Origin of the sequence: Spirulina sp. 06S082, from assembly GCF_034932145.1 — a bacterium.
In the GTDB taxonomy this organism is placed as follows: domain Bacteria; phylum Cyanobacteriota; class Cyanobacteriia; order Cyanobacteriales; family Spirulinaceae; genus CCY15215.
In genome coordinates this window covers 1-12781 of sequence record NZ_JAYGHV010000416.1, presented here as the reverse complement: position 1 = coordinate 12781, position 12781 = coordinate 1, and the positions used below count along the sequence as shown (strand labels likewise).

14 protein-coding genes are annotated in these 12781 nt (G+C 43.9%); 9 read left to right on the top strand and 5 right to left on the bottom strand.

Going from position 1 to position 12781, the window contains the following annotated elements:
* The 3 genes from VB714_RS25320 to VB714_RS25310 form a co-directional block, all read left to right on the top strand.
* The coding region (locus VB714_RS25320; protein ID WP_323227860.1) for a D-Ala-D-Ala carboxypeptidase family metallohydrolase at nucleotides 1–494 on the top strand (494 nt) is incomplete at its 5' end.
* A 334-nt stretch (nucleotides 495–828) separates the two neighbouring features.
* Nucleotides 829–1203, top strand: a complete 375-nt coding sequence (locus tag VB714_RS25315; RefSeq protein ID WP_323227859.1) for a hypothetical protein — start codon at nucleotides 829–831, stop codon at nucleotides 1201–1203.
* A gap of 26 nt (nucleotides 1204–1229) precedes the next feature.
* Entirely contained in the window at nucleotides 1230–2372 is a 1143-nt protein-coding gene (locus VB714_RS25310; RefSeq protein WP_323227858.1) for a formylglycine-generating enzyme family protein, read from the top strand.
* Nucleotides 2373–2577: 205 nt separating this feature from the next.
* On the opposite strand, the gene VB714_RS25305 is transcribed toward VB714_RS25310, so the two are convergent.
* Entirely contained in the window at nucleotides 2578–3345 is a 768-nt protein-coding gene (locus VB714_RS25305) for a Uma2 family endonuclease (RefSeq protein WP_323227856.1), read from the bottom strand.
* 208 nt (nucleotides 3346–3553) lie between these two features.
* On the opposite strand from VB714_RS25305, the gene metK reads away from it, so the two are divergent.
* Nucleotides 3554–4807 carry a methionine adenosyltransferase gene (gene metK, locus VB714_RS25300; RefSeq protein WP_323227855.1) on the top strand — a complete coding sequence of 418 codons (1254 nt, stop codon included), beginning with the start codon at nucleotides 3554–3556 and terminating at the stop codon, nucleotides 4805–4807.
* Nucleotides 4808–4901: 94 nt separating this feature from the next.
* Here the strand turns inward: metK and petE are convergent, their stop codons facing one another.
* Both petE and VB714_RS25290 read right to left on the bottom strand, forming a co-directional pair.
* Nucleotides 4902–5282, bottom strand: coding sequence for a plastocyanin (gene petE / locus VB714_RS25295; RefSeq protein WP_323227852.1), 381 nt, complete (start codon nucleotides 5280–5282; stop codon nucleotides 4902–4904).
* Nucleotides 5283–5429: 147 nt separating this feature from the next.
* The gene (locus VB714_RS25290; protein WP_323227850.1) at nucleotides 5430–6758 is read right to left on the bottom strand and encodes a hypothetical protein; all 1329 of its coding nucleotides are present in this window, start codon (nucleotides 6756–6758) and stop codon (nucleotides 5430–5432) included.
* A gap of 287 nt (nucleotides 6759–7045) precedes the next feature.
* Between VB714_RS25290 and VB714_RS25285 the strand changes: the two genes are divergently transcribed.
* The 5 genes from VB714_RS25285 (at nucleotide 7046) to VB714_RS25265 (ending at nucleotide 11631) form a co-directional block, all read left to right on the top strand.
* Nucleotides 7046–8473 carry a ferritin-like domain-containing protein gene (locus VB714_RS25285; protein WP_323227848.1) on the top strand — a complete coding sequence of 476 codons (1428 nt, stop codon included), beginning with the start codon at nucleotides 7046–7048 and terminating at the stop codon, nucleotides 8471–8473.
* A gap of 46 nt (nucleotides 8474–8519) precedes the next feature.
* Entirely contained in the window at nucleotides 8520–9161 is a 642-nt protein-coding gene (locus VB714_RS25280; RefSeq protein ID WP_323227846.1) for a hypothetical protein, read from the top strand.
* Nucleotide 9162: 1 nt separating this feature from the next.
* A complete protein-coding gene (locus VB714_RS25275; protein ID WP_416309794.1) occupies nucleotides 9163–10116 on the top strand; it encodes a DUF692 domain-containing protein in 954 nt (317 codons plus the stop codon).
* Complete coding sequence (locus VB714_RS25270; protein WP_323227841.1) at nucleotides 10113–10931, top strand: DNA-binding domain-containing protein; 819 nt, start codon at nucleotides 10113–10115, stop codon at nucleotides 10929–10931. Before VB714_RS25275 ends, VB714_RS25270 begins: the two co-directional genes overlap by 4 nt.
* 61 nt (nucleotides 10932–10992) lie before the next feature.
* Nucleotides 10993–11631, top strand: coding sequence for a DUF6391 domain-containing protein (locus VB714_RS25265; protein ID WP_323227840.1), 639 nt, complete (start codon nucleotides 10993–10995; stop codon nucleotides 11629–11631).
* A gap of 105 nt (nucleotides 11632–11736) precedes the next feature.
* Here VB714_RS25265 and VB714_RS25260 read toward each other — a convergent pair whose 3' ends face one another.
* Nucleotides 11737–12417: a hypothetical protein gene (locus VB714_RS25260; RefSeq protein ID WP_323227838.1), complete on the bottom strand. Its 681-nt coding sequence runs from the start codon at nucleotides 12415–12417 to the stop codon at nucleotides 11737–11739.
* On the bottom strand, nucleotides 12414–12781 hold a 368-nt coding region (locus VB714_RS25255; protein WP_323227837.1), incomplete at its 5' end, for a hypothetical protein. The genes VB714_RS25260 and VB714_RS25255, both read right to left, overlap by 4 nt.

Genomic DNA, 12781 nt, shown 5'->3' with positions numbered 1-12781 from the left:
TCGATAACTTAAGTATCGAAAATTATGCTCCTCCGAAAGAACCCCCTCCACCTCCACCCCCGAAAAATCGCGGTAGTTTGATTAGAGTACCGGGGAAAGGTCAAGTTTATACCAACGATGCTATTGTTTCGGGGGGCAATTTTACTTGGTCTGAAGCCACTAAAGGTGGAAGTCGCATCCCCGTCAATGCCAGCATTACCAACAATATTGTCACAATGGCAGGGCGAATGGATGACGTGCGGGAAAAATTGGGCGATCGCTCCATTTCCGTTACCAGTTGGTATCGTCCCCCTGAGGTCAATCGTGCCGTGGGTGGCGCTCGCAACTCAACTCACTTAAAAGGATTTGGGGTTGATTTTAATGCCGCCGGACTCTCACCTCGAGAGGTACAGCGCATTCTCGATCCTTGGTGGAGTGGTGGTTTGGGTTACGGTCGCACCTTTACTCACCTCGATGGTCGCAACTATCGGGCGCGGTGGAACTATGGTTCTTAAATGATTCATTAAATAGCGTCAGTTCGGGTTAAGAAATCTTCCTTGATGGGTTAGAAACAAACTATATTGAGAGTTCAACTTGCTTGGGGAGAGGTTTCTCTGGGGGACTAGCCCCCCAGACCCTTTATATCAATTCTTTGACGAAAATGTACCATCATTGATGCTTCAAATGGTGCTTCATTACTATAACATTCTTGATCGATAAAATACTGCAAATCTTAAATTAATGCCCTAGGAGAAGAAATATTGACGCGATCGCTTTCTCTTCAGTTGGTACTCAATATGGGTAAAGACATTTAGAATAGATTGTGTCAAGGTTAGAAAAATACAAAGGATGTCCGAACAGAATTTCTCTATTACTATTGCCCTGTTTGATTCTCACTTAAAAGATGAGGGGCTACAAAATGCAACGGAAACCCTGCGATCGGATTTGCAGGTAGAGGAAGGGGTGCAAGAGGTTGAGTTTATCCCTATGGAAACAGTCGATCCTAATGCGAAAGGAATTGGTGGATTTTTGTTAGGTCAACTAAAAGCATCTGTTACCGTCAAGTCCCTGAAAGCGTTAGTACAGTCTCTCGGGAATAATCTTTTCGGGCGTACTATTGAGATTAAAGCGGAAGGAAATGGGAAAAAACTGGAAATTAAGCTCAGTCGTCCAGAAGATATTGATAAGGTGCTACCACAAATTGATGATTTTATTAATGGTTAAGGAATAGAAGTGGTTAAAATTGCTCTATGATCGCACTTGCTTTTCCCTTGAGAGAGAAGCATCGCAAAAGACTCAAGGAGTTTCAAAGGTTATGGGAACTCAGAGATGAGGATATTTTACCCATTGAAGAGCGACTTGCTCCTACTGAAGTTATCTCCCCAAAACCTCAAAAGACGCGCAAACAAGCTCATCATAAACCCGTATCATATCCATATCTTCCTTCTTTTAGTTTTGAGGTGGTTACGGTTAATGCGAAAGGAAAGAAAATCAAACGGGAGAGGCGATCGGCGAACTATCAGCGAGAAGACTTGGGAAATGGTGTCAATCTCGATATGGTAGAAATTCCGGGGGGGGAATTTATGATGGGGACGGAAGAGGCAGAAATAGAAAGGCTGTGCAAAAAATATGGTAGGGATTGGTTTAAAAGGGAAAGTCCTCAGCATAAAGTCACGGTAAAACCCTTTTTGATGGGAAAAACGCCAATAATCCAAGCACAATGGCGAGAAGTGGTGAACCGAGTGGAGACTATAGAAAGAGACCTCAACCCGGATCCGTCACACTTCAAAGGCGATAAGCGACCGGTAGAAAGCGTTTCTTGGTACGATGCCGTAGAATTCTGTGTCAGACTATCTAAACTGACAGAGCGAGAGTATAGGCTACCTAGCGAGGCAGAATGGGAATATGGTTGTCGCGGAGGAACAAAAACGCCCTTTCATTTTGGGGAAACAATAACAACGGATTTAGCAAATTATTGCGGTCAGGATCGAAAAATTAATGAAACGCTTTACAAAGGCACGTTTGCCAATGAACCGAAAGGGAAGTATCGAAAAGAAACGACCCTCATTGATGAATTTGCCCATCCTAATGCTTTTGGCTTGTACGATATGCACGGAAATGTCTGGGAATGGTGTTTAGACCCGTGGCACGATAATTATGAGGGTGCGCCAGCAGATGGGAGAGTGTGGGATGAGAATGATAATGATTATCAAAATCTGTTTCAAAATCTTAAAGAATTGTTAAGATATAAAACAAATGCTTGTCTGCGCGGCGGTTCGTGGTATTACAACCCTGATGACTGCCGTTCATCCTACCGCCTCAATCCTTCGCGCGATTTCGATAGCTACGATTTCGGTTTTCGTGTTGTCTCCTCCCCTGTTGCAGGAGTCTGAAGAAAGGCAAGAGGGAAAAGAGGTCAATAGAGATACGATCGCATTTGCAATAATCAAGAAAGAGAATCAAGATCGATGTTTAATTTTTGCAGTTTTTCTTGTAATTTTTGCAGTTTAGATTGGATTTGTTCTTTTTGTTGTCGTTCGCGATCGCGCTCATTTTCAGCAAAAATAGCTCTTTGTTGCTGGCGATCGCACTCTAAAATCAGGAGAGATTTTCAGGATCGATACCGAGTTGGATGAGGCGATCGCGTAACTGTTGAATGGTGGCTTCAGCATTATCTGCCCTTTGTTGCTGGCGATCGGCACGTTGTTTTTCGAGTTCCTTTTCCAATCGTTCGCGATCCTTCTCTGCTAGTGCGCGATCGCGTTGCTCGATCGCCTCAACAAACTCAACAAAACGCTCTCCATCGGGATGAAATAAAACCAAATCTCCCTCCCTCGTGCTAAATTTTACCCCCAAAAGTGGACTTCTCCAATTTTCCATTTGAGAAATTTCTTCCAACTTATTCCCTTTTCTCAACCATCCTTGCAAACGATTCTTTTTCGGATTGTAAAGGTAATATTCCTCAATTCCATGCTCTTGATAAAACTTAAACTTGGTGTCCATATCCTTCTTCTTATTACCAGGAGAAAGGATTTCAAACGCCACTTGCGGAGCAATATTGTCCTCTTTCCACTGCATATAAGAACCGCGATCGCCTTTGGGTCGTCCAAAAACGACCATAACATCAGGGGCTTGCTTTCTCGGTTTTTTGTCTGCCAGAATTTCGGCTTGAGTCAGTTGCACCGGATACCAGAGTAAATCGGCAGCCACGAACACATCGTCTCTGTCCTTGAAGAGGGCATCGAGACCGCCTTTAATAGTGAAAATTAAGCGTAATTGGGTCGTGTTATCAGCCAAGGGTTTACCGTCGCTATCGGGATAGAGAAGTTCCTCTTCGATGGAGAGGAATTGGAGTTGTTGTACCATTGCCTCAAAAAAAAGAAAGAGTCAATACATTTGACCCCATTATATAGAATGAAAGAGTTTTCAAGGGAAGAAGTCTAGCGTTTTTCTCCTCCTTCCTCTCTGTTGCCTATTGCCTGTTTCCTCTTGCCTTCTTCCCCTCTTGCCTTTTTCTCGATTATGATAGTGTTTGCTTGCCCTGTCACCAAATGCGCTAAAGGAGAAATTCATATTGTCTCGTCGTTATCTCTTTACCTCAGAATCCGTCACTGAAGGACATCCCGACAAAATTTGCGATCAAATTTCGGATACTATCCTTGATACTCTCTTGACTGAAGACGAATACAGCCGCGTTGCTGCCGAAGTGGTGGTTAATACGGGTTTAGTCTTGATCACCGGAGAAATTACCTCTCAGGCACACATTAACTTTGTCAATTTGGCGCGGAAAAAAATTGCCGAAATTGGCTACACGGATTCTAGTAACGGCTTTGCTGCCGATAGTTGTGCCGTCCTCGTCGCCCTTGACGAACAATCCCCCGATATTGCCCAAGGAGTCACTAGCGCCCAAGAACAACGGCACAAATTAAGCGATGATGAACTCGATCGCATCGGTGCAGGAGATCAGGGCTTAATGTTTGGCTATGCCTGCAACGAAACCCCAGAATTAATGCCCCTACCGATTAGTTTGGCACACCGAATCTGCCGTCGCTTGGCCGCCGTTCGCAAAACCGGGGATCTCCCTTATCTGCGTCCCGATGGCAAATCTCAAGTTAGCGTCATTTATGAAGATGGCAAACCCGTGGGCATTGATACGATTTTGATTTCCACTCAACACGCCCCGGCGATCGGCGAATTGACGGAAAATGAAGCCATTCAAGCCAAAATCAAAGCCGATCTCATGGAAGCGGTGGTTAAACCCGTTTTTGCCGATATTGAGATTAAGCCCGATGCAAATACTCGCTTTCTGGTTAACCCCACGGGTAAATTTGTCATCGGCGGTCCCCAAGGAGATGCGGGGTTAACGGGTCGGAAAATTATTGTTGATACCTACGGTGGCTATTCTCGTCACGGTGGCGGCGCTTTTTCCGGCAAAGACCCTACGAAAGTCGATCGCTCTGCGGCCTATGCTTGTCGTTATGCTGCTAAAAATATCATTGCGGCGGGACTGGCGGAAAAATGCGAAGTACAGGTGAGTTATGCGATCGGTGTGGCGCGTCCTGTTAGTGTTTTGGTGGAAACCTTCGGTACGGGTAAGGTAGATGAAGAGATTCTTTTGCAGTTAGTGCAGAAGCATTTTGAATTGCGCCCGGCGGGAATTATCCAAGCCTTTAATTTACGCGGTTTACCGAAAGAACGAGGCGGACGTTTTTACCAAGATATCGCCGCTTACGGTCATTTGGGACGGACGGATCTCGATCTGCCTTGGGAACAAACTGATAAGGCTGAATTGTTGAAGTCAGAGGCTTTAGGGGCTGCGGCCGTTTAGTTACTTCCTGAGTTGAATTTATTGCGATCGCCAAGGGATGCTATTTAATTAAATAGCATCCCTTAAAAATTTTCTACTTATAAATTTTGCGAATTTACTCGACGGTTAGTGTACCTGTCATTCCAGCACCTCTGTGAGGAGAGCAGTAGAAGGAGTAAGCTCCGGGAGCAATATCATCGGGAATGGTAACGGAATAAGAATCTGTGGGACTAAATAAGGTTTTAGAAGCAGTCATTCCCAATGAGGCAAGGGGTTCTTGCTCGAAAACAATGTTATGAGGGGCAAGTTTATTGTTTTGGAATTTTACTGTGTCACCAGGGCTGACGGTAAGTTCGGCGGGATCGAATTTGAGTTGGTAGCTATCTGTCCCCATTTTGACAGTGGAGGATTCAGCCGCAGCAGGAGAGGCGGAAAGGGCAAAGGCGGCGATCGCCAGTAAAACTGTAGAAAGAATTAAACCTAGTTTCTTTAACATGATCTTCGACAATGTGTCGTATTTAACTTCAATCAGGATTCTATCAGGAAGTTTGACACTTTGTCGAATTTTTTTGGCGACTCGGTGGGGAGTTGGGGGAGTGTGGGGGGTTGGGGGAGTGGGGGGGGTTGGGGGAGTGGGGGAGATTTAGCCATTGCTTGTTATCTCTTCTGTCTCTTGGGAAATGGCTAGGACAACCCGCAATGTCTCGATAAAGCCAATCAGCCATTGACATTCTGCCTCGGGTTGAGTTTCATTCTCTTGAATGAGTTCGACTGTACAAAAAATGAGGTATTTGTAACTACTCTGACAAATAAGAATGATTTTAAGTAAGAGCATTGCAAGGGTGATATAGTTACCACGACGGGTTAAAATTGTAAAGGGATGACTGGAAATTTCCCAGTCAGGGTTGAGGAGATACACAATTAAACGCTTACAGGTTCTTAATAGTAAATTACTGTCAACAATTTTATCATTATAGTTTGAGTAAAGAGATTCTAAATATTTGGCAATACTGGCTTGTAACCAAGTTGAGGTTTGGCCTTGTTTAAGGGAAAATAATAGGTATTTGAGAAGACTTTTTTTGAAGTCTTTATACACCATTCCTTCTGTTTGTTTGAGGAAAATATTGGCGAGTCCTTGATAATTTATATTTTTGCGCTTGACTAAAATTTGTTGGATTAAACACAAAGTACGAAGGTTTAAAGTTGTTGGGTTTTGGTTGATTCTTTGAGAAGATTTTGGTAAATTTGCACGAGCCAAACACAACGCCAATTTGAATTTGAATTGCTTGTTGGACTTATATGCTAATAATTTGGCAACTTCTCGATGTTCCCTCGGATAATCTGGATTGAAGTATTGAGCCGTTAGTATATAAGCGATATAGCGATTTTTCCAAGGTGCAGTAGCTTCTATTTTTTGGCGATCGCCGTCGGGTAAAAATGCTTGCAAACTTTGAAAGTATTTGCTTTCGACAAAGCCTAAAATCCATTCTTTTAATCTGCGGCGAGTGGGCTGAAGACTTTTATAAGAGCTTATTTCTTTTTTCAATACATTTAATAATACTGCAATGTATTTTTCCTGTTTCGTTACGATCCATTGCTTGATAAGAATAGAACAACATCGATCCAAGAGAATAAAGAAGTCTTCTTCGCAGTTGAGAACAATAAGATCGTATAAAGATTGCTCGATCGCTTTGCCTACGCGATCGCTTTTGAGGATGAATAAATCTTGAAAATAATCGATCGCGCTTTGAGGAGATTCGCTACTGGCAATTTCTGTAAAAAAATCACAGATGCGGGTTTGAGGATGCTTGGTATTATTAAGAGAATGAGGCGATCGGTTTTTATCTTGAGATCGCAACGGTGTCACCTTTTGATGCTTAGAATGCCTTACATTTGAAAGTGTGCTGGAGAATACAGTATCGCGATCGCCATTACTGTTAGGCAAAAACGATAAATCTCGGTCGGCTCTCATCTATCAATCCCCCTAAAATAACCCTGAGTAAATGGATTATACAAATTCTGCCTTAAATTTGAAACTTGCTGCGATCGATCTTGTTGAAAAAAATATATTCTTAGAGAGAAAATTAAAGATTTGATGAAGGGATAATAATTAAATTAAGAATTTTGGCGATCGCCGCGATCGAAAGTCAAGGAAGTAAATCTATTTTCATGATCGAACTTAGAGAAACTTTACAATTCTCAACGCCCATTATGGTGTTTCAACGCTTATACTCAATCTCAAAATAGGAAAATAATTTGATGAGTAGCAGCACCGATCCAATATCTCCCCTGACTTGGGAAGAACATCTCAAAATCCTCTTTGACGATCTGTTTCTGACTCGCGAACAAGTACTGCAAGAGTTGAAAGAAAAACTACAAACTGCCGTTCAGATCGAATTAGCAACTATTCCAATCTACCTTTACACTTACTATTCCATCAATCGCATCCACACCAGAGGCGAAAATGTTGATAATCCCAGCCTCTATGCCAACAAAGCGGCGGGAATTATGATGAGTATTGCAGTGGAAGAGATGCTACATATGTCCCTTTCTGCTAACATTCTTTATTCTCTGGGAGTAGAGCCGCAATTGTATCGGCGATCGCCCGATCAATACCCCGCAAATTTACCTTCTCATAACCCCAAAGGACCCCCCGGACCCGATAGCGATAAAAAGGTACTCATCCCCCTCTCAAAGTTCAGCTACGAGCAACTTTGGCATTGTTTGCAAATTGAGTATCCCGAACCGAAAATTGCTTGGCCTAAAGATAGAAATTGGAATACCATCGGACAGTTTTATTCTTACATCAGATGCTTGATTGAATGCCATCATATCAAAGACGAAGATTTTCAAGTCAACGGTGCAGAAACCCAAATTCAGAGCTATAACTATTCACCCAATAGCATCGATACAATCTATCCCAGCCAGAAATTCGATCCGTGGAAAACCCCCGAAGGAAGCCATGCTGAAGGATACCCCAGTGCTGCTGCGGTTGCTCAATATCCGAATAAACCCGACAGTCATGCGGGTCACGCAGAATTGATTACCATTAGTAGCAAACGCGAAGCATTAGAGGCGATCGCCACAATCTGCGATCAAGGGGAAGGATACGCCCATCGAGAGATAGACGATCCCAGCCAAACCGAATACTCTCACTATTACAAGTTTTTGGGACTGCAAGCGCAACTGGAACGGTACGAACATCATATCGAAAAACTGCCCAATTTGCCCAAACCTCCCGCCCCCATTACCCCCACCATCACCGATACGGATCTCGAAGAAATCATCTACAATTTCCCTGATAACCCCACCACCGCAGGATATCCCCAAGACTACCAAGCCTTATCCAATCTCTGCAACGGGGTCTACCAATATATGCTCATTCTCACCGAAACTATTTACAAGGTGCCGAATCGAGAGCAGAAATTGTTCTTTAATGAAGCCATGCACCGCTCCATGTTGTGGGTCTTAAACCGCTTGATTAAACACACCCGCACCTTTGTTATGGACAACGGCTATAACTTCGCCCCCACATTTGAAAACATCGATCTCGGTTCGCGTCGGGATGCTTACACTCACTTGCTTGCTTTGACCGAAAAAATTACCGAAGAGAGTCAACTCAAAGTTGTGAAAGAGATGATCGAAACGATTAGAAAATTACCAGACGTGGGTAAGCACTGGAAATAATCCCGCGCAATTCTGAAAGATTACAAGGAGTACAAAATTATTTATTATGTCTGATTCCCAACCGAAAGCAGGCGAACCGGTTCCTCAGCCCTATCCTTATCAAGAGGCTCCAACCTGGCCACAGAAAATTGGTACGCCTTTGGCATCAACACATCCTCCTCATGCTTGTATGGGGCTGAATAGCTGCAAAGGGCAAGATCGCTTTGGCGCTGCTGGTCCCACAGACGGACCCCAAGATAAGATTGGTAAGCCCAATGAATGTGCGGGTCAAGGATATTGTTCCACGACGACGGATCATAAATGCCACGTGCAGAATGATTGTCGAAATCAGGGGGGTTGCGGGCTGAATGGCACGGCTGAGGAGTTCGAGCAACCCGGTATTAATGATTGTAAATCCCTCGGTTCCTGCGCTACTCCCATCAATTCTGAGCGTTTTATCGTCAATGGGCGCTATCAAGGGCAAAGCGTTTGGCTGAGGGCGCGACAGGTGTTCCATGAAAAGGTTTGGCCGCAACTACGGGAAGAAAATCCCGATCTACCCGAGGAACTTCCCCCTATTGGTGGTGACGATCGCATGGGCGAACTTTTCCAAGCGGGGCCAGCATTTTTGTGGATCTCTGATAATAATGCCAATCGCCGCAGCATTGTTGCTTGCGGTTCTAGCGATATGAGTGGTGCGACCCCGTAACATGGAGAGAAACGGTACAGGCGCGATCGCCTCCCTGCCTAAGCTCGGTCTGGGTTTGGGCTTGCGAAGCCTCCATTTTGACCAAATTATCGAGCAGCAGCCGGCGATCGCCTGGTTTGAGGCCATTTCAGAAAACTTTATGGACTCGGGAGGTCGTCCTCGCTGGGCTATTCGCGCGATCGCGGAGCATTATCCTTTAGTTCTTCACGGGGTCTCTCTCTCCATCGGTAGCACAGATCCCCTAAATTTCCCTTACCTTGGCAAGTTGAAGGCCTTAGCAGAGGAAGTAAAGCCCGTATGGGTGAGCGATCATCTCTGTTGGACGGGAGTACAGGGAGTAAATTCCCATGACTTGCTACCGATTCCTTTAACAGAGGAAACTTTAAACCACGTAGCCGCACGAGTTCATCAGGTGCAGGATTTTTTAGAACGTCCTCTCATCCTTGAAAATCCCAGCACCTACCTGACCTTTACTCAATCAACCCTCACGGAGCCAGAATTCTTGCGTCAGCTTGTCGAGGAAACTGGGTGCGGATTATTGCTGGATGTCAATAATGTTTATGTGACCTGCTTCAATACAGATGCAGACCCCCTCGCTTATCTCGATTCCTTCCCTTGGTCAAGTGTCGTCCAAATTCACTTAGCAGGACATCAACATTGCGGTACTCACATTATTGATACCCACGATCGCGCTGTGGAGCCTGCTGTTTGGGAATTATATCGCCTAGCGCGATCGCGAAGTCAGGGTGCTTCTACTCTCTTGGAATGGGATGGCAATATTCCCTCCTTGGCAGAATATCACGCCGAATTATTAAAAGCGAAACAGTACATGGATGAAAATGGCAAACCGATGGCGATCGCCGAAACATCCTGCAATAACAAGGAATCTGTTTCGACTCCAGTAGATTTTCTCGTACCGGAAGTGATGGGAAATACCGTCTGGGAGCAAAAATGAAGGAAACAAGCCCATCATTACAAGCGCTACAAAGTTGGATGCAAAATGCTTTGATTGACCCCCAGCAAGCCTCAAGGGAACAAATTAAGGGGATTATAGCATCTTCATCGCGCTTAAACAGCACTCAGAGATTAGCGATCTATCAGCGCAGCTATCACATCAGGCTATTAAAATGTATGCGAGAGCAATTTCCTGCCCTCTGTCACGCCCTAGGAGCGGATTTGTTTAACGATTTCGCTCGTCAGTATCTACAAACTTATCCCTCTATTAGCTACACTTTATCGGATTTGGGCAAAAGATTTCCCGCTTATTTGGAGGAAACGCGACCAGATCGGCAGGAAACCTCAGATAAACGAGAAAGTTGGATTGATTTCATGGTGGATCTGGCGCAATTTGAACGCCAACTCTTTATTCTGTTCGATGCACTGGGACATGAAGGTAAGCCGTTTGCTAATCTGCATAGTCCCGATAGTTGTCTGAAATTGCAGCCTTGTTTCGCCCTGGGAGATTATCGCTTTCCGGTGGCTTGGTATTACCATGAGGTGAAACAGAACAACGATCCCCCTTTTCCACCCTTGCAGCGATCGCCTATCGCCCTAATCCGTAAGAATTACTTAACCCATACCTTCTCTTTAACAGGAGTACAGTATATATTTTTGCAGGCACTTTCTCGCGGCTTGAAGATTGAAGAGGCGATCGCCGTTGCAGCACGAGAAGCAGCACAGCCCAGAGAACAAGTATATCGCTCTTGGGCGCAAGCGGGTAGTACGCGGGAACGTTGGCTGGAAGCAGGCTTTTTTATTGTCGCGGACTGAAAAAACTTGGAGCAGCCAGTAAAATTAAGCAAAATAGAAGCTAGACCAACCGAGAAACATCATGACTCAAGCAGCCACTGCCAATTCTGGCGAATTTTTCAATTTTGAGCCTGCTGTACCTTATCCTACTCAAGATAGCGACCTGCTCAAAGCCTTATCATTTATTCCCAGTTTGCAAGAAGTTTTGCTACTGCGTCAGGTTCATGCCCTGGAACACGCCACGGTCTGGGTTTTAAGTGAGATGATGGATAGTGCATCTCCCTCTTCCTTCAATGCCAATCAAAGAGACGATAATACTCTTGGTGGATTGTCTACAGAAAAAGGCTTTTATTTATACGGTACGGTAAACTTGGATAATCTTCGCCAAGCCGTCCGACAGGCACTCGATCGCCTCCAAGGGGGAGAATGGAATCTTGCTGTTCATCCTCGCTGCGGAACGAATGTATCTGTTAATATTTTGCTGGGGATGGGATTAGCTGCGGGTGCTTCTTTCCTCCTGCCGCGCAATCCCCTCGAACAAATACTGGGAGTGGGACTGGCTGCAGTTGTTGCCAATCAAATCGCCCCGGATCTTGGGGAATTGGCACAGAAATATATTACCACCTCGATCCCGTTTAATTTAGTGGTGGATGAAATTGTACAAACCGCCGATTTTTGGGGACGCTCCTCACATTTTGTCCAAGTGCGCTGGCAGGATTAAAGGAGAAGGAAAGCGCGCGATCGCCTCCGCAGAAACACTGATCTATATCTGACAAAAGTAGATCCTGCCTATCCCACCACTAAAAAAATAACTGGATTGTTGATATTAAAGACAACAACAATCCAGAAAAATGTGATAGATTAATATTGGCTTTCCTGTAGCTCTTTCATGTTCGCTCAACCATTCATCAGGAATATCTTCTATCACGATAACTCGTTGCAGTTTTTGTTTGATTTTGAGAATATTTTCTGAATCTTTATCAAATTTTCCTTTTAGTTCTTTTTCCCAGCGATCGCAATCATCACTTTGAATATAAGCAATCATTGCAGCTTCAGGAAATTCAGAGGCATATATACCATTGATAAAGCACTGTAATCCCTCTTCTCCTGTATATTTGCCAATTGCAAAACCATTTGTACGCAATCGCTTTGCTTCAAAAATATACTCTAATCTTGGTTGCGAATTGCTAAATTGAACAACAATATCTAATCGCCTTCGGTGTTTTCCTTTTCTGCCTTCTCCTAAAATTGGTCTTTCTTCGTCTACGAAATAGGGATCGAATTTATCATCCATAGACATTCTATTCTTCATCGCTTCTACAATCGAACCTGTAATAGCCTCTTCTTCTGAATTTGGTTCTATCTTTGGCAAAGCGTCTTGATATCCCCAAGCTAATAATTGATGTGCCTCTCGTCGGAAAAATTTAGCATATAAATCGATCCACTTTTTGTCAAGTTTGTTTTGATTCATGTTTGATTTCCTATCGAGAAAATATTTTTGATTCAAAGATTCATAGAAAGAATTTCAGCAATGATATCATCAGAGTCTAACAAGGCTTGGGTTTCTGTCCAATCGATGAGACGCGCTGTTTTGCAAATATGAATTTTTGAATTTTCTATAATTCGGAATCCTCTTTGTATATAAACCCATTGGCTAAATTTCTCCCGTAATTTTTGTTGAATTTCTTTGAAGAATGACTGAGAATCTGAATTAACTGGTTGTACGGTGACATCTAAACTGGTATCGCAGAAAACCAATTCAACGGTACAAATGACTAAATCTTTTGAGTAAATAATTGAGATTTTATGATGTAATTCACTTCCTTCAGCAAAGCGATCGAGTTCATAAGCTAGACGTTTACTATAAGCAA